The organism is Geomonas oryzisoli (genome assembly GCF_018986915.1).
GTDB lineage: Bacteria > Desulfobacterota > Desulfuromonadia > Geobacterales > Geobacteraceae > Geomonas > Geomonas oryzisoli.
Window position 1 is genome coordinate 4689338 of record NZ_CP076723.1, and the last position, 20464, is coordinate 4709801.

The following is a 20464-nucleotide window of genomic DNA, read 5'->3' on the forward strand; positions in this document are numbered from 1 at the left end:
TAGAACCTGGATGAAGGAACGGTTTTTAACTTAGAACGTAGAACATAGAACTTGGAACGGATTTTAGGAGGTTATAGATGATCAGGAAAATCGTGCATATCGACCAGGACAAGTGCGACGGCTGCGGACTCTGCGTCCCGTCCTGCGCGGAAGGCGCTATCAAGATAGTCGACGGAAAGGCGCAGATCGCAGCGGATAACCTGTGTGACGGCTTGGGTGCCTGTCTGGGCGAGTGCCCGCAGGACGCCATCACCATCATAGAGCGTGATGCGGACGAGTTCGACGAGGCTGCAGTAGAGAAACATCTCACAGCCCAAGGCGGAGCACCCGCTCACGGACACGGTCACGGTCACGGACACGGTCACGGTCACGGTCACGGTCACGGTCATGGTCATGGTCATGGTCATGGTCATGGTCATGGTCATGGTCATGGTCATGGTCATGGCGGAGGTTGCCCGGGTTCCCGCGTTCAGAGCTTCGCACCGGCACCGTCCGGGCCGGCGCCCGCGGCAGGTTCGGTGCAAAGCCAACTGGCACAGTGGCCGGTGCAGTTGCACCTGGTGCCGGTGACTGCGCCGTACTTCAAGGATGCGGAGCTGCTCATCACCGCGGATTGCGTGCCCTTCGCCTACGCCAACTACCACCAGGACTTCCTCGCCGGAAAGGCCGTCGTGGTCGGTTGCCCGAAACTCGACGACAACAACGCATACCTCGCGAAGCTGACTGAGCTGTTCCGCGTCGCCGGCATCAAGGGGATCACGGTGCTCAGGATGGAAGTTCCCTGCTGCGGCGGCATCGTCATGGCGGCGCGCCAGGCCCTGGCAGCTTCCGGGATGGAGATCCCGTTCCGCGAGGTAACTGTCAGCATTCGCGGGGAAATCATCGAGCGCTAGAGGTGTCGTGGTAGCAGGAAACGGGGGCTTCTAGAAAGCACAAAGGACAAATAGGACGCTTTTTATCTTTTTTGATTGACAGGGGATTGGACCGCTGGTACAGTTGCTCCCATTAGAATCCCAATCAGCCCAAAGGAGAAAAGCATGAGTCTTACTACCTTGGTTACTAAGGAAGCCCCCGATTTTACAGCGCAGGCGGTGTTGCCCGATAACTCCTTCGCAGAGCTCACTCTGTCCAAATATCGCGGCAAGTACGTCGTCCTCTTTTTCTACCCGCTCGACTTCACCTTCGTCTGCCCCTCCGAGATCCTTGCCTTCAACAAGAGGGTGGCGGAATTCAAGGAGAAGAACTGCGAGGTCATCGGCGTTTCCGTAGACTCCAGGTTCACCCATCTGGCCTGGAAAAACACTACGGTGGAAAACGGCGGCATCGGCAATGTCCAATACCCGCTGGTCGAGGATCTCGACAAGTCCATCGCCAGGAGCTACGGCATCCTGCTGAACGAGTCGGTTGCGCTGCGCGGGTTGTTCCTGATCGACACCAAGGGCGTGGTTCGCCACACCGTCATCAACGATCTGCCGCTTGGGCGCAGCGTCGGCGAGGCGCTCAGGATGCTGGACGCGCTTCAGTTCGTCGAAACCCACGGCGGCGAAGTCTGCCCGGCCAACTGGCAGGAAGGTGAGGAGTCTATGAAGGCTTCCACCGCAGGCGTTGCCGAATATCTCGCCAAGAAGCACGGCAAGTAACCAGCATAGAGCCACAGCTTGAATAGAGAAAAGGCGCGGTTTTTCCAACCGCGCCTTTTTTGTTATTACTCTCTACAATGATAGAGGTAGTGCCGTCTTGCCAATGAAAGCCATCTATGTTACAAGAACATAGCATTTACCGACATGTAGCTCAAAAAGGAGTCGACATGCGTACCAAGGCAACCTTGTTATCCCTGTTGCTGCTCATGGTTTTTGCCACGTCTTCCTTTGCTTTGGAAGGTCAGCAGCCGGAGGCGATCGCGGAGAAGATGGCGTTCAAGCTGGTTCGCGGGGTGACCAACACCGCAACCTCGCTGGTCGAGGTGCCCAAGCAGTCCTACCTGATGGTGCGGGACCGCGGCAGCATAGGGTACGTGGTCGGGCCGCTGAAGGGCGTGGGTATGGCCTTCTACCGCCTGTTGACCGGCCTGACGGAGACCGTCTTTTTTGCGGTGCCGCAACCGGGCTATTACGACCCCATGATCAACCCCGAATTCGTCTGGGAGGGGTGGGAAGAAAAACGGGTAGAACCGAGGGGCCAGAGCGAGGCGCAACCAGTTCAGGCCAAGGGAGAGTAGATGATGCAGAAGAGGTTTGTTTGTCTGACCATACTGGCGCTGGCCCTGGCCCTGACGGTGGAGAAGGGGCATGCCTCCGATTCCCGCACCGTGGATACCGCTTCGGCGCAGGAGGTGGTGGACGGCATGGCCAACAAGCTGGTTCGCGGGGTGGCCAATATAGCGACGGGATGGTTGGAATTTCCGAAACAGATCTATCTCACCTGCAAGGAAGAAGGGGCCGTCAAGTGTCTCACCGTAGGTCCCGTCAAGGGGATAGGGATGACGCTGGTACGTACCGCATCGGGTGTCGGCGAGACAGCCACGTTCTTCCTGGCGTACCCCGGTTTCTACGACCCGTTCCTGGACCCGGCCTACCCCTGGCAGAAGGAGTAGGCGGACCGCATACCGCTTCCCCTATAACGCAAAAAGATCCATGGCCTGTTCCGCGACCGGAACCCTTGGATCTTTTTTTTGCCCGCTTCGGAATCTGAAAATAAAAAAGGCCGCATCGTGAGATGCGGCCTTTCGCAATTACCCGTTAAGGGGAAATTACTTTGCAGCCGGAGCAGCCGGAGCGGCCGGAGCAGCTTCTTTCTTCTCTTCTTTCTTAGCAGCGGCTTTCTTAGCAGCTTTTTTCTTCTTCGGAGCAGCTTTCTTAGCCGGAGCTTTCTCTTCTTTCTTAACCTCTGCAGCCGGAGCAGCAGCCGGAGCAGCGTCAGCAGCGAAAACAACACCAGCGAAAGCAACAGCAACGAGAGCAGCAACTACGGAGGACAGAACTTTTTTCATGGTAAATCTCCTTGTACAAAATGGGTTGGTATCTCACATAGAGCAGGTTGCGTGCCAACCTCTCATTATAACTGTAAACGCTTGAAAAGCGGTGGGGAGGCTCCGGGAGGGGCGCCGTCTCTCATGATAATGTCGCCCCATATGCTCCAATGAGTACCGCAAATGGGGTATCTTTTGTGGTGGGGCATGCGTAGGGTATATTGCTTGCCAGCGCTTCGAATATTTTGTTATTATGGCCGGTCACGGCTGAGCCGGGCTATCTGGGGGATTTTTGAGCAATAACATACTTTTGTCAGTGGAAAAACCCGCCCGTTACATGGGTGGGGAGATGGGAACAGTTGCCGACCGGGAAGGAGCACTCCGCTTTGTGCTCGCCTTTCCTGACGTATATGAGATAGGGATGAGCCATCTCGGGCTGCAGGTCCTCTACGGTGTACTGAAGGGGATACCGTGGATTATGCCCGAGCGCGCCTATGCGCCGTGGCCCGACCTCGAGGAGTCGCTGCGCGCCGAGGCAAAGCCCCTGGTCACGCTGGAGGCGGGCACACCGCTCGCCCAGGCGGACATCCTGGGTTTCACCCTGCAGTACGAGCTTTCCTACACAAACATCCTGAACATGCTCGATCTCTCCGGGATCCCGCTGCTTGCCTGCGACAGGGCGGAGGGGTACCCGCTGATCATCGCGGGCGGCCCGTGCGCCTACAACCCGGAACCGCTGGCCGACTTCTTCGACGCCTTCCTTATCGGCGACGGCGAGGAGGCGGTTGTCGAGATCGCCGAATGCGTGCGGGTTGCCAAAGAGCAGGGGCTCGGCAAGGCAGAGCTTTTGGAGCGCCTGGCCAGGATCGAGGGAGTCTATGTCCCGTCCTTCTTCGAGGTAGGCTACGACGCCGAAGGGAGGGTCGCCGCCATCACTCCTCTTAAGGAGGAGTTCCGCAGCGTCCGAAGGCGCTTTGTCGCCGACCTGGAGACCGCTTACTATCCGACCTCGCCCATCGTCCCGTTCCTGAAGACGGTGCACGACCGGGTGAGTGTGGAAATTTCCCGTGGCTGCACGAGGGGTTGCAGGTTCTGCCAGGCAGGGTATATTTATCGGCCTGTGCGCGAGCGGAGCCCGGAGCGGGTCTTCGAGATCATGGAAGAGGCGCTGCACAACACCGGCTACGACGAGATTTCCCTCCTCTCCCTCTCCACCGGCGATTACGGCTGCCTCACCCCGCTGCTCAAGGGGCTCATGGACCGCTACTCGGCCCAGAAGAAGGCGGTCTCGCTGCCGTCGATGCGCGTCGGTAGCCTGAGCGACGAGATGGCGGAGGAGATCCGCCGGGTACGCAAGACCGGCTTCACCCTCGCCCCCGAGGCGGGAAGCGAGCGGCTCAGGAGCGTGATCAACAAGGGGATCACCGAACAGGCGCTCCTGGAGAACGCGGGCTCGGTCTACCGCAACGGCTGGCGTCTCATCAAGCTCTATTTCATGATCGGCCTTCCCACCGAAACCATGGAGGACGTGGACGGGATCGTGGAACTCTCCCGCGAGGTGAAGCGGCAGGGAAAATTCGCCGGCAACGGCGGCGACGTGAACGTCTCGGTATCGAGCTTCGTGCCCAAGCCGCACACCCCGTTCCAGTGGGAGCCGCAGATCACCGAAGCGGAGATCGTCGAAAAGCAGCGCTACCTGCGCGACGCCCTCAAGAAAAAGAAGCTGATCATGAAGTGGCAGGATGCCTCCCTCTCCGGGATGGAAGGGGTCTTTGCCCGCGGCGACCGCCGTCTCTCCAAGCTTTTGATCGAGGCGCACCGTCTCGGCTGCCGCTTCGACGGCTGGTGGGAGCACTTCGATCGCCTGAAGTGGGCGCAGGCCTTCGAGAACTGCGGCATCGATCCCACCTTCTACCTGAGGCGTCGCGAGCTGGACGAGGTGCTCCCTTGGGATCACATCGACTGCGGCGTGACCAAGTCGTTCCTGCTCAAGGAGCGTGAGGCATCGCTCGTCGGCGTCCCCACCCCCGACTGCCGCTTCGATCGCTGCACCGGTTGCGGGGTCTGCGACTTCAAGGAGATAAAGCTGCGGCTCAACGACCCGGTTCCCTTTGGCACCTACGCCAGCCAGCCCGCCGTACCGGAGCCGACCGAGGACGCGCAGCGGATCCGGATCCGTTTCGAGAAGGTGGGCCGGATGCGTTTCCTGAGCCATCTGGAGATGCTGACCCTGTTCACCAGAGCGGTGGGGCGCTCCGGCATCCCGATCCGCTATTCGCAGGGGTTCCATCCCCACCCGAAGTTTTCCTTCGCCACCGCGCTTTCCGTCGGGATTGAATCCTACGCGGAATACATGGATTTCGAGGTCGATGCCGGATATACGGCAGCCCAGCTGCAGGAAGCGCTCAACGCGACCCTCCCTGAGGGGGTGCGGGTGCTGGAGGCCCGGGAAATCGAGCTGCGGGCGCCGGCGCTGTCCGTGATCATGGACAAGGTGCGTTACCGTGTGACCCTGCCCGAAGAACTGGCGCTCGACCTGGAGGCGAAGGCCGCCGCTTTCCTCGCCCTGGAGTCGTCGCCGGTCAAGCGCGAGAAGAAGGGGAAGTCGACCGAGTTCGACCTGCGTCACGAACTGGCCGAGCTGAAGGTCGAAGGGCGCACCCTGGAGATGGTGGTGGGGCGCGGCAAGTTGCTCGAATTCACCAGCGCCATCCTCGGCGTCCCATCCGAAGCCCTCAAAGAGACGCGGATGGAGAAGGTGGAAGTGCTCTTTAAACCGTAACGGAGGTTCAACGTTCAACGTTCACCCACGGTCCTGGCTGTCGACAAGGGCTTGGTGACGGCGGGTGCATCGGTTCAGTCGTTGAGGCTTAACCGCGACTTGCTGCTGGTGCCGTCGGGACACATGCGGCGCCAGCAGAACTGACGTCGAACGTTGAACATTGAACGTCGAACATCTGTTTTTGCTTTTGAATTTTATATACAGGAAGGGGTTAGCATGGGAAACGAGCTGGTCATCAACACCACCTCCCACGAGACCCGCATCGCGCTCATCGAAAACGGCACAATCGCGGAGCTGTACGTCGAGAGGAGCAGGGTGAAGGGAATCATCGGCAACATCTACAAGGGAAGGGTGGTCCGGGTGCTGCCTGGCATGCAGGCGGCATTCGTGGACATCGGGCTGGAAAAGGCGGCCTTCCTCTACGTGGCGGACGTCTTCGACGCCATGGACGAGTACGACAGTTACATGGAACCGGAGGAGGGGGAGGAACCGGTACCGCACCCGCTGCACCCGATCGAGGAACTGCTGCAGGAAGGGCAGGAGCTCCTGGTGCAGATCTCCAAGGAGCCGATCGGCACCAAGGGCGCCCGCATCACGGCGCACATCTCGCTGCCGGGACGGCACCTGGTCTACATGCCGACCGTCGATCACGTCGGCATCTCGCGTCGCATCGAGGACGAGGTCGAGCGTGAGCGCCTGAAGGAGATCGTCGACCGCATCAAGCCGGTCGGTGGCGGCTTCATCGTCCGGACCGTGTCCGAAGGGAAGAGCGAGGAGGACCTGGTCGCCGACCTGCACTACCTCACCAAGCTCTGGGACGAGATCGCCAAGAAGAAGGACAAGGCCGGCGCGCCGACCCTGATCCACTCCGACCTGGACGTGACCCAGAAGGTGGTGCGCGACATCCTCACCGAATCGGTCGAGCGCATCGTGGTCGACTCGAAGCCCGAGCACGACAAGATCGTCCAGTTCATCAGCACCTTCATGCCCAAGATGAAGTACTCCATCGAGCTCTACGACGAGGAGGAGCCGATCTTCGACCACTTCGGCCTCGAAGTGGAGATCAGCCGGGCGCTGGGCCGCAAGGTCTGGCTGAAATCGGGCGGCTACATCATCATCGAGCAGACCGAGGCGTTGACGGCCATCGACGTCAACACCGGGCGCTACGTCGGCAAGCACAACCTCGAAGACACCATCCTCAAAACCAACCTGGAAGCGGTCAAGGAGATCGCCTACCAGCTGCGCCTTAGGAACCTGGGCGGGATCATCATCATCGACTTCATCGACATGGAGAAGGAGGTGAACCGCGAGAAGGTCTACGGTGCGCTGGAAGAAGCGCTCAAGAGCGACAAGTCCAAGACCAACATCCTGAAGATCTCCGAGCTCGGTCTGGTCGAGATGACCAGGAAGCGGGTGCGCGAGAGCCTCGGGCGCATGATGTGCGAGCCCTGCCCGTACTGCGAAGGGCGCGGCTACGTGAAGTCCAAGATCACCGTCTGCCACGAGATCTTCCGCGAGCTGCGCCGCGAGATGCTCGACATCCGCGGCACCAAGGTGATGCTCACCGTGCACCCGCAGGTGGCCGACCTCCTCTACGACGAGGAGCGCCGCGGCCTGGAGGAGCTGGAGAAGAACTTCAAGAAGCGGATCACCGTGCGCGCCAAGCCCGGTTTCCACCAGGAGCAGTTCGAAGTAGCAGTCAGCTAATTTTTAATACCCAGGAGAGAAGATGATTGGCACGCCGCTGAAAAATGGTGCGACGAGGATGATGCTGTTGGGCTCGGGCGAGCTCGGCAAGGAAGTGGCCATCGAGGCCCAGAGGTTCGGGATCGAGGTGGTCGCGGTGGACCGCTACGCCGATGCGCCGGCCATGCAGGTCGCGCACAGAAGTCACGTGATCGACATGCTGAACCGCGAAGAGCTGGACCGGGTGGTGCGCCTGGAAAAACCGCATTACATCGTTCCCGAGATCGAGGCGATCAACACCGAGTACCTCCTGGAGCTGGAGCGGGAAGGGTTCAACGTCATTCCGACGGCGCGCGCCACCAACCTGACCATGAACCGTGAGGGGATCCGCCGCCTGGCCGCAGAGGAGCTAGGGCTCCCGACCGCCGCCTACCGTTTCGCCACCAGCATGGATGAATTCCGCGAGGCGGTCGAAGCCATCGGCCTTCCCTGCGTCGTCAAGCCGATCATGAGTTCGTCGGGCAAGGGGCAAAGCGTCCTGCGCGACGCGGCGGACATGGAGCGCTGCTTCAAGTACGCCATCGAAGGAGCGCGCGGCGCCTCCAACAAGGTCATCGTCGAGCAGTTCATCCCCTTCGACTACGAGATCACCCTCCTCACCGTGCGCCACGTGGGCGGCACCAGCTTCTGCCCTCCCATCGGGCACCGCCAGATCGACGGCGACTACCACGAGTCCTGGCAGCCGACCCCGATGACGCCGGCGGTGCTGGCCGAGGCGCAACGCCAGGCCGACGCCGTGACCGGCGCCCTCGGCGGGCGTGGCATCTTCGGGTGCGAGTTCTTCATCACCGGCGACAAGGTCTGGTTCTCTGAGGTTTCGCCCAGGCCGCACGACACCGGCATGGTGACCATGATCTCCCAGAACCTTTCCGAGTTCGAACTGCACGTGCGCGCCATCCTCGGGCTGCCGGTGCCGGAGGTGGTGAGCCAGGGATGCGCCGCATCCCACGTCATTCTGGCCGAGGATGCGGTAGCGGAGGTCGGTTTCGAAGGCGTCGCGGAGGCGCTGGTCGTTGCCGGCAACAAACTCCGCCTGTTCGGCAAGCCCGACACCCGGAAAGGGCGCCGCATGGGCGTGGCGCTCGCGTTCGGCGCCGACTGCGACGAGGCCCGCGCCAAGGCAGAAGAGTCTGCGCACTGCGTAAAAATCGTCAAGCGGTAATGGTGCTCCTCCCCCCGGAGGGGGGAGGTTGGGAGGGGGGCTGCAGTCGCTGACCAAAAGGAATTTCCCCCTCCCTGTCCCTCCCCCTCCGGGGGCGGGGACGTGTCTGGCCGAATCGCTGCTGAAACTGACTGATTAGATACAGAGGCACCAATTCTAGAAAAACCGGAGGTGTTCCATGGTATTTGCCGCGAAAGTTTCCGAGATTCCTGAATTTGGCAAGAAGCTGGTCGAGGTAGGCGGGGTGCAGGTCCTGCTGGTCAAGACCAAGGGGACCGTCTACGCCTGCGAGCACGAGTGTCCGCACCAGGGGGCGCCGCTGCAGGGGGCGCTGATCAAGGAGGCGGGAAAACTCTCCTGCCAGCGCCACGGTTACCGCTTCGATCTGGTGACCGGCGTCTGTGCCGAACACAAGGAATGCGTGCCCCTGAAGATCTATCCGGTCGAAGTCCGCGGCGACGAGGTTTTCGTGGATCTCGATTAGTCCCTGCCGCTCTCTCAGCAGAAAAATCGGGAGTGGCAGAAAAAAACCTTGACTCAAAAGACTTTTCAAGATAAGTTTGACCGCTCAATTGTAAATCCAGAGTAAAGGTGGTGAAGTACATGTACGCAGTAGTCAAAACCGGAGGGAAGCAGTATAAAGTTTCCGAAGGCGACTTTCTCAAAGTCGAAAAGCTGGAGGGTGCGGTAGGTGATACCGTCGAGATCTCCGACGTCCTGATGGTTGGCGGCGATAAGGTTGTTATCGGAACACCTTTAGTGCCCAGCGCCTCTGTAGTCGGCAAGATCGTCGAGCAGGGCAAAGACAAGAAGATTCTGGTCTTCAAGTCCAAGCGCCGGAAAAACTCCAGGAAACTTAACGGGCACCGTCAACTCAGGACTATTCTGTTGATTGAGAAGATTAACGCCTAGGTAATATTCAAACGGCGGTGCGGCAGCCGGGATTCGTTGGGATCAGGGCCGCTACCGGCAGAAGGAGCAGAAAATGGCACACAAGAAAGGCGTCGGTAGTTCCAGGAACGGTCGCGACTCCGACGGCCAAAGACTTGGTTGCAAGAAGTTTGGCGGCGAAGCCGTCAAAGCCGGCAACATCATCTACCGCCAGCACGGCACCAAGATCCACCCGGGCAACAACGTGGGCCTCGGTAAGGATTACACGCTGTACGCTCTGATCGAGGGCGTGGTGAAGTTCGAGCGTCTGGGCAAAGACCGTAAGAAGGTCTCCGTCTACCCGGCCAACTAGCCAACGCAGTAGAAACAAAGTGTGAAAGCCCGGAGCCGCAAGGTCCGGGCTTTTGCCGTTTGCACAGGAAAATAGTTAATGAGTTTCATTGATGAAGTAAAAATTTACGTGAAGTCCGGCGACGGCGGCGCAGGGTGCGTCTCGTTCCGGCGTGAGAAATTCATCCCACTGGGCGGGCCCGACGGCGGCGACGGCGGCAAGGGTGGCGACGTGGTTTTCAAGGTGTCGCCGCACCTCTCCACGCTGCTCGACCTGCGCCAGCATCCGCACCAGAAGGCCGGCCGCGGCAGAAACGGCATGGGAAGCGACCGCCACGGCGCCAACGGCGACGCGAAGGAGATCCTGGTGCCGCGCGGGACCGTGATCAAGGATGCGGAGACCGATGAGATCCTGGCGGACCTCACCGAGCCGGATTCCTGCATCGTGCTCCTCAAGGGGGGACGCGGCGGCCAGGGGAACGCCCGCTTCAAGACCGCGACCCACAAGGCGCCGAAGTTCGCCCAGCCGGGCGAGCCGGGCGAGGAGCGCTGGATCCGCCTGGAGCTGAAGCTGATGGCCGATGTCGGCCTTTTGGGGATGCCGAGCGTGGGCAAGTCCTCGCTGATCAGCAAGATCTCCGCGGCACGCCCGAAGATCGCCGAGTACCACTTCACCACGCTCAAGCCGAACCTCGGCGTGGTCAAGTACAAGAACTACCGCAGCTTCGTGATGGCCGACATTCCGGGCCTCATTGAGGGGGCCAGCGAAGGGGCGGGGCTTGGCCACCGTTTCCTCAAGCACCTGGAGCGCACCGGGCAGCTCTTGCACCTGCTCGACCTCTCCTGGATGCCGGACCGCGACCCCATAGCGGAATACGAGGCGATCAACCGGGAACTGGCTCTCTTCAACCCGGAGCTGGCCGAGAAACGGCAGACCGTGGTGGTCAACAAGATCGACCTGCCGCACGTCAAGGAGAACCTGAAAGAGGTGCTCCCGTATTTCGAAGAGCGCGGCATCAAGGTGTTCCCCATTTCCGCGGCAACCGGTGAGGGGATACCGGAACTACTCGACGACATCGCTTTGAACCTTTGGGGCGAGCCGGACGAAACCTGGTAATACAGGAACGATACGTGGTGCAAAGGGGGAGGGCCGACAGGCTGCTCCCCCTTTTTTATTGGCTGAGATTGCCACAGTGAGGGCAAAACCTGGGGCGGTAATCCGGTGAAGACATGGTAGACTAGGTTGGTCTTTTTTAATAAGCAGGTGGACAGACGATCGGCTTGTTTCAGTACCGTTGCTGCGGCGGGGTTCCCACTTCTTCAGGAGGTCGGGCATGTATCGAATGATCCAGCTGGAATCACTGATACCGGAAACACTGCCGGGAGTCGCGCTGTTCATCAAGCACGGCGACAACCACGTGCTGTACAAGGACCCTACACTCTCCTTCACCCAAGGGGACAAAGAGCGGCTGCTCGACAACAATGTGAAGTGCCTCTTCGTGAAAGCCGCGGAAATGTCGACCTACAACCAGTACGTGGAATCGAACCTCCCGCTGCTGCTTAGCGACGAGAGTATCGAACCGGAGCTCAAGCAGAGCATGCTGTATCAGGCTTCAGTCAATTACGTCCAGGAGATCTTCGACAGCCCCGCGATAGCCATCAAACAGAACGTGGAGCGTTGCCGCAACCTGATCAAGCACATCCTCAACGACGTGATGAATTCGTGCGGGGTGATGCCGGCCCTGAGCAGCCTGGTAGACCACAACGCCTACACCTACGTACACTCCGTGCAAGTCGCCACCTACTCGATAGCCCTGCACATAAAGGAGTTCGACCTCGGCCGCGACGAGTTGATGGACGTGGGGATGGGCTCGCTGTTCCACGACTACGGCAAGGTCTATGTACCCAAGGAGTTATTGGACAAGCCGGGCAAGCTCTCGCCGACGGAGTTTATGGAAGTGAAGAAACATCCGGTCTACGGCTACAGCACCTTGCGAGATCTCGACATCTTCACCCCGGTGGCTCTCGGCATCGTGAAGCATCACCACGAAAAGGAAAACGGCAGCGGCTATCCCGACGGCCTCTCCAGCTATGACATCGCCAGGAGCTCGAAGATCACGGCCATTGCCGATGTCTTCAGTGCCCTGACCACCAACAGGTCGTACCGGCAGGCCCTGTCCAAGGAAAGCGCACTGGAGATCATGTACGGAGAGATGGACGGGTCATTCGATCTGCAGTATCTGAAGACATTCAAGGAAACGCTGCACTAGTCCCATCAGGGATGGCAGCGGAAACGAAAGGCACCTGCCCAGCGATTGGGGCACGGTGCCTTTTTTGCTGTCCTTATGGATGCTTACTCAGCGGAGAGCTGCGTCGATGGCGTTGAGCAGCGGGCCGGGATAGATGCCGACCACGAGGATCATCACAGAGGTGAGGCAGAGGGCGAGACCTTCGGCGAGGGATACGGCGCGCGGTGCGGGAGCCTCACCCCGGTGCATGTACAGTTGGGCCACCACCCTGAGGTAGAAATAAGCAGATGCGGCGGCGCTCAGGATACCGATGATGGCGAGGGCGATGGCCCCTCCCTTGATGGCCGAGTAGAAGATGAAGAATTTACCGATGAAACCGGCCGCAGGCGGTATCCCCGCCAGGGAGATCATGGCGAGGGCAAGCACGCCGCCACGCAAGGGTGCCGTAAAGCCAAGCCCGGCGTAGTCGGTGATGAGCTCCCTTTCCTCGTCAACGGAGAGGGCGGAAATGGCGCCGAAGGCGGCGAGGTTCATGGCGGTATAGACCGCGCCGTAGAGAAGGACGGCGGCGTAACCGTCGCGACTTCCGCTCAACAGGGCGAGACTGAGGTAGCCCATGTGAGCCACAGAGGAATACGCCAGCATCCTCTTGATGTTCTGTTGCAGCAGCGCGGCCAGGTTGCCCAGCACCATGGAGAGCACGGACAAGGCGGCGAGCGGGACGCGAAGTTCGACCATCGGGGGGAGCAGGGCGAGCAGCATCAGCAGGAGCGCCGCAGCGGCGACCTTGGAACTCGTGGAAAGAAAGGCGGAAACCGGTGCCGGCGCTCCCTGGTAGACATCGGGTGTCCAGAGGTGCCCGGGGACCAGCGAGAGTTTGAAAGCGATGCCCACCAGGATGACGCCCCATCCTGCGGAGATGATGGCCCTGTTGTCGGGGCGGGCCAGCGCGCCGGAAAGCTCGAGGGTGCCGCTGCCCGTGAAGAGGAGGGCGAAGCCGAAGGCCGTGAAAGCCGCCGCCACCGCCCCCATGAGGAGGTACTTAAGTCCCGCCTCTCCCGAATCGGCGCGGTTCAGGTCCATGCTGACCAGGATATAGAAGGCGAAGGAGACCGATTCCAGCGCGAGGAACAGGATCAGCATGTTGGTGGCGCAGGGAAGGACGCACAATGCGAACAGGGCGAAGAGCACCGTGGCCGGGAACTCCTCCCCCTTGATGCCGCGGCGCTCGTTGTAGCTGTGAGAGAGGAGCAGCGTGACGGCAGCGGCGAAGCAGAATACCGGGATCAGGAACCGGGCCAGCGGGGTGAAGGCGAGGCCGGCGACGGCCTGAGTGGAAGTAGGTGTCGAGAGAGCCGCCCACACGCCGGCTGCCGCCGAAGCGGTCACCCCGATGGCCGTAAGGCTCGCCGACAGGAGCAGAGGCCCGCACAGCAGCACGAACAGCGCCGCGCACGCGGTGATCACGATCGGCATGATGGCATATAGATCAACAAGCGTCATTAGATGCTCCAAGGCATTAAAAGCTCACCACAGAGGACCCAGAGGTCCACAGAGGGCTCAGAGGATAATCCTTTCGATACTCTTTCAGATGCTCCTCTCCAAAATTCAGGAGTGGACCTCCGTGCCCTCTGTGTTCCGGGTTTAGGGCTTAAGCAAAACCTCCAGCGGGGTCTTGAACATATCGAGCACGGGCCCGGGGTGGACACCGAGGTAAACAACCACCAGCGCCATGACCGCCAGTACCCCCGCCTCTCTCAGCGAAAGGTCCTTCAGCTCCAGCGGCGTCTTCTCCTTGCCGAACAGTACCTCCTGCACCAGGCGCACCGTGTAAACCAGCGTCAGTATGGTCCCCAGGAAGGCGATCGCCGCTGCTAACGGCGCGACGCGGAAGGTTCCCACCAGGATGATCAGCTCGCTCACGAAATTGTTGAGCCCCGGCACACCGGCGGACGCCATGTTGAAGACCAGGAAGAAGAAGGAAAAGACCGGGATCTTGCTCCAGGTGCCGCCGAAGCCGGCAAGATCGCGGCTGTCGGCCCGCTCTTCCAGCATCCCGATCACGACGAAGAGCGCGCCGGTGGTAACGGCATGGTTCACCATCTGCAGCAGCGCGCCGGAGACCGCAACGGGGCTCCAGGCGGCGATGCCGAGCGCGACGAACCCCATGTGGCTGACGCTCGAGTAAGCGAGCATCCGCTTCATGTCGCGCTGGGCGAAGGCGATCCAGGCGAAGTAGCCGATGCCGAGCACGGCCACCACGTAGATCAGGGGCGTGAAGGCACGCGATGCTTCGGGGAAAAGCGGGAAGGCGATGCGGATCAGTCCGTAGGCGGCGGTCTTGGAGAGAAGGCTGCCGAGCATCAGGGTTCCGGCGACCGGCGCGTCGCAGTAGGCGTCAGGCTGCCAGGTGTGGAGCGGGAACAGCGGGAACTTGATGGCGAAGGAGAGCAGGAACGCGGCGAACAGCCAGAGCCCGATGTCGTACGGGATGTTGGTGCGGACCAGTTCGGGGAGGGCGAAGGTGTAGCTCGCGGTCTGGGCGCCGTGCATCAGGTAGAGTGCTATGATCGCCATCAGCATGAGCAGGGAACCCACGAAGGTGTAGAGGAAAAATTTGATGGTGGAGTACACCGGGCGCCCGTTGCCCCAGACGCCGATCAGTAGCAGCATCGGGATCAGCATCGCCTCCCAGAAGAGGTAGAAGAGGAACAGGTCGAGGCTCAGAAACAGCCCCTGGACGGCGGCCTGCAAGGCGAGCAACAGGGCAAGGAACAGCCCGGAGCGCTCCTTGACCTGCCACGCGGAGAGGACGGCGATCAAGGTGATGAACGCGGTGAGGACGACCATGACGGCGCTGATGCCGTCCATGCCCAGGGTGTAGCGGATCCCGAAGCGCTCGATCCATGCCGCATCCTCGTAGAGGAAGAACCCGGCAGGCGCACCAGCCGCCTGCTGGCCCGACAGCGCCAGCGGCCAGAGGGAGAGCGCGAGCTCCGCCAGGCAGAACGCGACGGTCACGCCACGCGCGGTGGCGCCGCTGCGCCGGAGCGCGAAGACCAGCAGCGACCCGCAGAGCGGAACAAAGACCAGCAGCGTGAGTATCGGGATGAGAGAAGTCATCGGCAGTTCCCGTAGGCGCGCAGGCGCCGGTTACGTTACAGCGCAAGCCAGGCGAGGTAACCCAGGATGAGGGCTCCCCCGGCGGCAAAACTGATGAGATAGACGGCGACCTTCCCGGTGCTCCAGCGCCCGAGCAGCCGGCCGGCGCCCCCCAGGCCCGATCCCAGGCCGTCCACGGACGCATCGATCACCCCACGGTCCACCCGCTCCCACCAGAATCCTGCCAGGGCCTGGTAAGGACGGATCAGGACCAGGTGGTACAGCTTATCGAAGTACCAGCCGTTGGCCAGGAAGTGGATCAGCGCGGAGGGCTGGGCCTGCGCCTCACGCATCCGCTCGGCCCGTCCCTTTCCATAGCGGAAGTAGGCGGCCGCGAGACCAAGGAGCGCCACGATTCCGGCGATGAGCTGCAGCGCGATCTCCTGCTCGTGCGAACCGGTCGGGAGATCGCTTGGGGGGAGCGTCGCGAAGAAGCCGCTCAGGTACCCTCCTCCCAGGTAGGCGGGGAGGTCGAGCGCGCCTCCGAAGAGCGCCAAAATGGCGAGCGGGACCAGCACCAATTGCATTACGGTGAGACCGGAGCTGCGGTGCACGTGACCGTTATCTCCCGCAAAGACCAGGAGTACCAGCCGGAAACTGTAGTAGGCGGTGACCAGCGCGGTGACGAGGCCCAGCAGGTATAAAGCCTGGTACAGCACGCCACCCTTGAGCCAGACGGCCAGCAGTATGCTGTCCTTGCTGAAGAAGCCGCCGGTGAGGGGGATGCCGGCCAGGCAGGCGGCGCCGATCAGGAAGCTCCAGAAGGTGAGCGGCAGTGAGCGCCGCAGGCCTCCCATCTTGTAGATGTCCTGCTCGTGGTGCATGGCGGCGATGACGCAGCCCGCCCCGAGGAAGAGCAGGGCCTTGAAGAAGGCGTGCACCAGCAGGTGGAAGGTCGCCGCGGTGACCGCCCCGGCGCCGACGCCGAGCATCATGTAGCCGATCTGGCTGATGGTCGAATAGGCCAGCACCCGTTTCAGGTCCCGCTGCGCGAGGGCGCAGGTGGCGCCGTAGAAGGCGGTCAGCCCGCCGGTGATCGCGATGGCGGCGAGGGCGGTCTTGGAGCCGCCGATCAACGGCAGCAGGCGCGCCAGCAGGTAGACGCCGGCGGTGACCATGGTGGCGGCGTGGATCATGGCGGAGACCGGGGTCGGGCCGGCCATCGCGTCCGGGAGCCAGACCATGAGCGGCATCTGCGCCGACTTGCCCATGGCGGCGATCAGGAACAGGATCCCCAGCATGGTGATGACGGAGCCGGGCATGAGGAACCCCATCCCGTTCACCTTGGTGACGGAAAGGGTGTTGAACAGCTGGAACAGCCAGGCCAGCGCGATCATCAGGGCCACGTCCCCGATCCTGGTGGTGATGAAGGCCTTCCTGCCGGCGTCGGCGTTAGCAGGATCGGTGTACCAGAAGCCGATTAGGAGGTAGGAGCAGAAGCCCACCCCTTCCCAGCCGAGATACAGCAGGGGCAGGGTCTCCCCGAGAACCAGGGTGAGCATGGCGAACACGAACAGGTTCAAAAGGGCGAAATAGCGCGCGTAGTCCTCGTCTTCGCGCATGTAGAAGACGGAATAGACGTGGATCAGCCCGCATACGAAACCGATCATGACCACCATCGACAGCGAGAGTGGGTCGAGGTAGAGCGAGAAGGGGATGGAGAGATCGAAGCTTGCGAACCAGTCGGCCAGGGTGATCACCTGCGGACCCGAGTACGTCACGGCGGCCAGCACCGCGCAGGCGAAGCTTCCCCAGACCGTGGTGCAGGCCAGTACCTCCACCAGCGTGCGCGGCAGTTTACGTCCCGCCACGGCGCAGGTGATCCCGCCGGCGAGTGGGAAGAGGAGCATGAGTGTCAGGTAGGTAGCAAGCATCGTCTAGCCCTTCATGGAGTCGAACCGGTCGGTGTTGACGGTATTCTTGCGCCGGTGCAGGTAAACGACCATGGCGAGCGCAAGCGACACCTCCGCGGAGGTCAGCGCCATCAGCATCAGCGAGAAAAGTTGTCCGTCCGCGATCTGCCAGTGGGCGGAGCCGCCGACGAAGGTGAGCATCACCGCGTTCAGCATGATCTCGATGCCGATCAGCATCATGATGACGTTGGCGCGCCAGGCCACCACGCAGCCAAGGCCCATGGCGAACATCAGCGATGCCACGATCAGCACGTGGGAAAGGGGTACGCTCATTTGCGCCTCCCGAGGTAGAGTGCGCCCACCAGCGCGAACAAGAGCTGCATGGAGACCACTTCCACGGCCACCCCGTATTGCTTGAACAGGGTGAAGGCGAACTGGCGCACCGGGATCTGTACGAACCCCGGGGGAACCGCCTGCAGGCGGGAACAGAGCAGGACCACCAGCGACCCCACCACGGCTCCCGCCAGAAGCAGGGCCGGCAGCCAGTTCTTCAAGTGAGGCTTGGGGAGCTTCTCGGGCGACTCCAGCTCCAGCATCATGATGACGAACAGGAAGAGCACCATGATGGCACCGGCGTAGATGATCACCTCGAAGGCCGCGATGAGCGGCGCCCCCAGGAGATAGAACATCAGGGCCAGGGCGAGGAACGAGGCCACCAGGTAGACGATGGAGCGCACCGCCTGTCGGGCCGTGATGGCGAGCAGGGTCCCGGTGAGGAGCACCGCCGCCAGTATGTAGAAAAGGGTCGCTTCCATTTCGCTCCGGTCGTTTTCTGCTTCGATCTGTGCTTCGTCCCCTCCCCCGGAGGGGGAGGGTTTGGGAGGGGGAAGTCTTTGCGCCGGCAGTTGCCCCCCTCCCAACCTCCCCCCTCCGGGGGGAGGAGTCGTGGGACGATGAGGCGGTTCGCCTTTAGGCATACCCGTTACGGCAACAGGCTTCTCGGGTCTGCCGGTGCCTGTTCGCCTGCGCCGCTACCGCGCGGCTGCACCACGCCGGTCCCGGCGTGGCGGTAGAAATTGTAGTTGGGATCCTTGCCGGTGCCGTCGATGAGCAGGTCCTCCTTCTCGTAGACCATGTCGATCACCTGGCGCCTGCAGTGGAACATCTCGGGCGACATCTGGATGGCGAGCGTCGGGCAGGCCTCGGCGCACAGGCCGCACAGGATGCAGCGCGAGAAGTTGATGCGGAACCAGGCGGCGTAACGTCGGCCGTTCTCCCCTTCCGCCGCGGCCATCGAGATGCAGTCGACGGGGCACGCCCCGGAGCACAGATAGCAGGCGACGCAGCGCTCGGCGCCGTCGGGGTCGCGGGTGAGGACGATGCTGCCGCGGAAGCGTTCGGGCATGGGCCTGCGCTCCTCGGGGAACTGCACCGTGACCGGCTTCCGGAAGATATGGCGGAAGGTGATGGAAAGGCCGGTCAGGATCTCTTTTATGTCGTTCAGTAGGGGCATCTGATCCTGCTCGAGGTGTCGTTGGTGCCGTAGTAGATGCCGGCAGATTCGTTAAGGCCGACCCGGTCGCCGCGAGGGCTGGACCGGTGCGGGCCGGGGCCCGGCAGGCAGCACGGGGCCGCCTGCCGGAAGGAGGTGTCAGTTGGGCCGTAGTGACTTCATCAAGAGGTCGAGGGTCTGTCTGTGCCGGTTGTTCTCTGCGTAGGCAAGGGCGGTTGTTCCTGAGTACGACATTGCCAGCGGGTCGGCGCCGCTGTCGACCAGCATCTGCGTGGTCTGGGTGCAGCCGTAGTTGGCTGCCAGCATGAGCGGGGTGTGGCCGTCACGGTCGCGGGCATCGACCTCGGCTCCCCTTTGCAACAGCAGGCGTACCACGTCCGCGTGGCCGTTGGCCGCGGCGAAATGCAGCGCCGTCTTTCCCTTGTCGCTTCTGGCCGCCAGGTTGGCGCCCCGCTCAAGCAGGTCGCTCACCTCGGCCAGATTACCGGCCTTTGCTGCGTCCATCAATGCGGTGTGGCCGTTTTTGTCCACCGCATCCACCTGTGCCCTGAACCCTGCCCCCAACTCGACTTCCACGGTTGTTGTCATCGCAGTTCCTCCTTTGTGAGAATACATTGCCCAGTACAACGCCTCTTATCGTAAAGCCAGCCACCACCCGGTGACTAGAATGTTGAGAAGAGCAAGCGGTGTCAGGAACTTCCAGCCCAGGTGCATGAGCTGGTCGTAGCGAAGGCGTGGGAGGGTTCCCCTGACCCAGATGAACAGGAACGAGAATAGTACGACCTTGATGAAAAACCACATTACCGGCGGCAGCAACGGGCCGCGCCATCCCCCCAGGAAAAAGAGCGAGGCGAGCGAGCCCAGCGAGATGATGTTGATGTACTCCCCGACGAAGAACAGGCCGAAGCGCATCCCCGAGTACTCCGTGTGGAAGCCGGCCACCAGTTCTCCTTCCGCCTCGGGAAGGTCGAAGGGGATCCGGCGGCACTCGGCCAGGATGCTGACCAGGAAGATCACGAAGGCGACCGGCTGGTACACGATGAAGGGCATCTCGGCCTGGGCGTTGACGATGTCGGCGAGGCTCAACGATTTGGCCAGCATGACCACGGGAACCAGCGACAGTCCCATGGAGAGCTCGTAGGAGATCAGTTGGGACAGGCCGCGGATGCTCCCCAGGAGCGCGTACTTGGAGTTCGAAGCCCAGCCACCGAGCGCTACGCCGTAGACCGCGATGGAGGAGAGAGCCATGAAGAAGAGCACTCCCACGTTCAGATCGGCGATCTGCAGGTGCACCTGGCGCCCGAAGAGCTGCACCGGCGCCCCCAGCGGGATGATGGCGAAGGTCAGGATGGCCGGGATGGCGGCCATGGCCGGCGCCAGTGAGAAGAGCAGGCGGTCGGCGGCCGTGGGGATCATGTCCTCCTTGGTCAGCATCTTGATGACGTCGGCCAGCGGCTGCAAAAGGCCCAGGGGGCCGACCCGGTTCGGGCCGATCCGGTCCTGGATGAAGCCCAGGATGCGCCGCTCCGCCAGCACCAGGTAGGCCGCAAAGGTCAGTATGATCGCGTACAGCAGTACGATCTTGCCGAGCATCAGCGCTATGTCGGTGGCAGTCCAGGTCATAAACGTTCCTCCCGCCGCGGCGGGAACAGGCGAACCACTTCTTCGCCCCTCAAAGTTACTGTATCCTCAGCGTCACGTCCCCGTCCCCGGAGGGGGAGGGACAGGGAGGGGGATTGCTGCTGTATGAATGCCCCCCCTCCCAACCTCCCCCCTCCGGGGGGAGGAGCAATGCCATCCTGTAGGGG

General features: G+C 61.7%; 21 protein-coding genes. 12 read left to right on the forward strand and 9 right to left on the reverse strand.

Annotation, left to right across the window (positions count from 1 at the left end; translation table 11 throughout):
• The first annotated feature begins 77 nt into the window (after window positions 1–77).
• The 4 genes from KP004_RS20395 to KP004_RS20410 all read left to right on the forward strand — a co-directional run bounded on the left by KP004_RS20395 (window position 78) and on the right by KP004_RS20410 (window position 2593).
• Window positions 78–893: an ATP-binding protein gene (locus tag KP004_RS20395; RefSeq protein ID WP_216800202.1), complete on the forward strand. Its 816-nt coding sequence runs from the start codon at window positions 78–80 to the stop codon at window positions 891–893.
• 144 nt (window positions 894–1037) lie between these two features.
• On the forward strand, window positions 1038–1640 hold the full coding sequence (locus KP004_RS20400) for a peroxiredoxin (protein ID WP_216800203.1): 603 nt from the start codon (window positions 1038–1040) through the stop codon (window positions 1638–1640).
• A 167-nt stretch (window positions 1641–1807) separates the two neighbouring features.
• Window positions 1808–2218 (forward strand): exosortase system-associated protein, TIGR04073 family, encoded by a 411-nt coding sequence (locus KP004_RS20405; RefSeq protein WP_216800204.1) that lies wholly within the window; start codon window positions 1808–1810, stop codon window positions 2216–2218.
• Window positions 2219–2221: 3 nt separating this feature from the next.
• A complete protein-coding gene (locus KP004_RS20410; protein WP_216800205.1) occupies window positions 2222–2593 on the forward strand; it encodes an exosortase system-associated protein, TIGR04073 family in 372 nt (123 codons plus the stop codon).
• Between the two features lie 156 nt (window positions 2594–2749).
• On the opposite strand, the gene KP004_RS20415 is transcribed toward KP004_RS20410, so the two are convergent.
• Window positions 2750–2989: a hypothetical protein gene (locus KP004_RS20415; protein WP_216800207.1), complete on the reverse strand. Its 240-nt coding sequence runs from the start codon at window positions 2987–2989 to the stop codon at window positions 2750–2752.
• A 271-nt stretch (window positions 2990–3260) separates the two neighbouring features.
• Here KP004_RS20415 and KP004_RS20420 point away from each other — a divergent pair, with 271 nt between their 5' ends.
• From KP004_RS20420 to KP004_RS20455, 8 genes are all read left to right on the forward strand, one after another.
• The gene (locus KP004_RS20420) at window positions 3261–5750 is read left to right on the forward strand and encodes a TIGR03960 family B12-binding radical SAM protein (protein ID WP_216800208.1); all 2490 of its coding nucleotides are present in this window, start codon (window positions 3261–3263) and stop codon (window positions 5748–5750) included.
• Between the two features lie 216 nt (window positions 5751–5966).
• A complete protein-coding gene (locus KP004_RS20425) occupies window positions 5967–7457 on the forward strand; it encodes an Rne/Rng family ribonuclease (protein ID WP_199387371.1) in 1491 nt (496 codons plus the stop codon).
• 22 nt (window positions 7458–7479) lie between these two features.
• Window positions 7480–8658, forward strand: a complete 1179-nt coding sequence (gene purT / locus KP004_RS20430; protein WP_216800210.1) for a formate-dependent phosphoribosylglycinamide formyltransferase — start codon at window positions 7480–7482, stop codon at window positions 8656–8658.
• A gap of 178 nt (window positions 8659–8836) precedes the next feature.
• Window positions 8837–9142 (forward strand): Rieske (2Fe-2S) protein, encoded by a 306-nt coding sequence (locus tag KP004_RS20435; protein WP_216800211.1) that lies wholly within the window; start codon window positions 8837–8839, stop codon window positions 9140–9142.
• Window positions 9143–9261: 119 nt separating this feature from the next.
• Window positions 9262–9570: a 50S ribosomal protein L21 gene (gene rplU / locus KP004_RS20440; protein ID WP_015718499.1), complete on the forward strand. Its 309-nt coding sequence runs from the start codon at window positions 9262–9264 to the stop codon at window positions 9568–9570.
• 73 nt (window positions 9571–9643) lie between these two features.
• On the forward strand, window positions 9644–9901 hold the full coding sequence (gene rpmA / locus KP004_RS20445; RefSeq protein WP_183344437.1) for a 50S ribosomal protein L27: 258 nt from the start codon (window positions 9644–9646) through the stop codon (window positions 9899–9901).
• A 78-nt stretch (window positions 9902–9979) separates the two neighbouring features.
• The gene (gene obgE, locus KP004_RS20450) at window positions 9980–10996 is read left to right on the forward strand and encodes a GTPase ObgE (RefSeq protein ID WP_199387374.1); all 1017 of its coding nucleotides are present in this window, start codon (window positions 9980–9982) and stop codon (window positions 10994–10996) included.
• Window positions 10997–11213: 217 nt separating this feature from the next.
• Window positions 11214–12149, forward strand: a complete 936-nt coding sequence (locus tag KP004_RS20455; protein WP_216800213.1) for an HD-GYP domain-containing protein — start codon at window positions 11214–11216, stop codon at window positions 12147–12149.
• An 87-nt stretch (window positions 12150–12236) separates the two neighbouring features.
• On the opposite strand, the gene KP004_RS20460 is transcribed toward KP004_RS20455, so the two are convergent.
• The 8 genes from KP004_RS20460 to nuoH form a co-directional block, all read right to left on the reverse strand.
• The gene (locus KP004_RS20460) at window positions 12237–13631 is read right to left on the reverse strand and encodes an NADH-quinone oxidoreductase subunit N (RefSeq protein ID WP_216800215.1); all 1395 of its coding nucleotides are present in this window, start codon (window positions 13629–13631) and stop codon (window positions 12237–12239) included.
• Between the two features lie 141 nt (window positions 13632–13772).
• Complete coding sequence (locus KP004_RS20465; protein ID WP_216800216.1) at window positions 13773–15251, reverse strand: complex I subunit 4 family protein; 1479 nt, start codon at window positions 15249–15251, stop codon at window positions 13773–13775.
• A 35-nt stretch (window positions 15252–15286) separates the two neighbouring features.
• Complete coding sequence (gene nuoL / locus KP004_RS20470) at window positions 15287–17164, reverse strand: NADH-quinone oxidoreductase subunit L (protein WP_216800217.1); 1878 nt, start codon at window positions 17162–17164, stop codon at window positions 15287–15289.
• 3 nt (window positions 17165–17167) lie between these two features.
• Window positions 17168–17476 (reverse strand): NADH-quinone oxidoreductase subunit NuoK, encoded by a 309-nt coding sequence (gene nuoK / locus KP004_RS20475; protein WP_216800218.1) that lies wholly within the window; start codon window positions 17474–17476, stop codon window positions 17168–17170.
• Window positions 17473–17958, reverse strand: coding sequence for an NADH-quinone oxidoreductase subunit J family protein (locus tag KP004_RS20480; RefSeq protein WP_216800219.1), 486 nt, complete (start codon window positions 17956–17958; stop codon window positions 17473–17475). The genes nuoK and KP004_RS20480 overlap by 4 nt, the downstream gene beginning before the upstream one ends.
• 167 nt (window positions 17959–18125) lie before the next feature.
• Window positions 18126–18656, reverse strand: a complete 531-nt coding sequence (gene nuoI, locus KP004_RS20485) for an NADH-quinone oxidoreductase subunit NuoI (RefSeq protein WP_216800220.1) — start codon at window positions 18654–18656, stop codon at window positions 18126–18128.
• 138 nt (window positions 18657–18794) lie between these two features.
• Window positions 18795–19244, reverse strand: a complete 450-nt coding sequence (locus tag KP004_RS20490; protein ID WP_216800222.1) for an ankyrin repeat domain-containing protein — start codon at window positions 19242–19244, stop codon at window positions 18795–18797.
• 45 nt (window positions 19245–19289) lie between these two features.
• Window positions 19290–20279: an NADH-quinone oxidoreductase subunit NuoH gene (gene nuoH, locus KP004_RS20495; RefSeq protein WP_216800223.1), complete on the reverse strand. Its 990-nt coding sequence runs from the start codon at window positions 20277–20279 to the stop codon at window positions 19290–19292.
• Window positions 20280–20464 lie beyond the last annotated feature (185 nt).

Excerpts from the sequence above, each read along its gene's own strand:
- KP004_RS20395 (WP_216800202.1), top strand. The coding sequence starts at position 78 with ATGATCAGGAAAATCGTGCATATCGACCAGGACAAGTGCGACGGCTGC.
- KP004_RS20400 (WP_216800203.1), top strand. The coding sequence starts at position 1,038 with ATGAGTCTTACTACCTTGGTTACTAAGGAAGCCCCCGATTTTACAGCG.
- KP004_RS20405 (WP_216800204.1), top strand. The coding sequence starts at position 1,808 with ATGCGTACCAAGGCAACCTTGTTATCCCTGTTGCTGCTCATGGTTTTT.
- KP004_RS20410 (WP_216800205.1), top strand. The coding sequence starts at position 2,222 with ATGCAGAAGAGGTTTGTTTGTCTGACCATACTGGCGCTGGCCCTGGCC.
- KP004_RS20415 (WP_216800207.1), bottom strand. The coding sequence starts at position 2,989 with ATGAAAAAAGTTCTGTCCTCCGTAGTTGCTGCTCTCGTTGCTGTTGCT.
- KP004_RS20425 (WP_199387371.1), top strand. The coding sequence starts at position 5,967 with ATGGGAAACGAGCTGGTCATCAACACCACCTCCCACGAGACCCGCATC.
- purT (WP_216800210.1), top strand. The coding sequence starts at position 7,480 with ATGATTGGCACGCCGCTGAAAAATGGTGCGACGAGGATGATGCTGTTG.
- KP004_RS20435 (WP_216800211.1), top strand. The coding sequence starts at position 8,837 with ATGGTATTTGCCGCGAAAGTTTCCGAGATTCCTGAATTTGGCAAGAAG.
- rplU (WP_015718499.1), top strand. The coding sequence starts at position 9,262 with ATGTACGCAGTAGTCAAAACCGGAGGGAAGCAGTATAAAGTTTCCGAA.
- rpmA (WP_183344437.1), top strand. The coding sequence starts at position 9,644 with ATGGCACACAAGAAAGGCGTCGGTAGTTCCAGGAACGGTCGCGACTCC.
- obgE (WP_199387374.1), top strand. The coding sequence starts at position 9,980 with ATGAGTTTCATTGATGAAGTAAAAATTTACGTGAAGTCCGGCGACGGC.
- KP004_RS20455 (WP_216800213.1), top strand. The coding sequence starts at position 11,214 with ATGTATCGAATGATCCAGCTGGAATCACTGATACCGGAAACACTGCCG.
- KP004_RS20460 (WP_216800215.1), bottom strand. The coding sequence starts at position 13,631 with ATGACGCTTGTTGATCTATATGCCATCATGCCGATCGTGATCACCGCG.
- KP004_RS20465 (WP_216800216.1), bottom strand. The coding sequence starts at position 15,251 with ATGACTTCTCTCATCCCGATACTCACGCTGCTGGTCTTTGTTCCGCTC.
- nuoL (WP_216800217.1), bottom strand. The coding sequence starts at position 17,164 with ATGCTTGCTACCTACCTGACACTCATGCTCCTCTTCCCACTCGCCGGC.
- nuoK (WP_216800218.1), bottom strand. The coding sequence starts at position 17,476 with ATGAGCGTACCCCTTTCCCACGTGCTGATCGTGGCATCGCTGATGTTC.
- KP004_RS20480 (WP_216800219.1), bottom strand. The coding sequence starts at position 17,958 with ATGGAAGCGACCCTTTTCTACATACTGGCGGCGGTGCTCCTCACCGGG.
- nuoI (WP_216800220.1), bottom strand. The coding sequence starts at position 18,656 with ATGCCCCTACTGAACGACATAAAAGAGATCCTGACCGGCCTTTCCATC.
- KP004_RS20490 (WP_216800222.1), bottom strand. The coding sequence starts at position 19,244 with ATGACAACAACCGTGGAAGTCGAGTTGGGGGCAGGGTTCAGGGCACAG.
- nuoH (WP_216800223.1), bottom strand. The coding sequence starts at position 20,279 with ATGACCTGGACTGCCACCGACATAGCGCTGATGCTCGGCAAGATCGTA.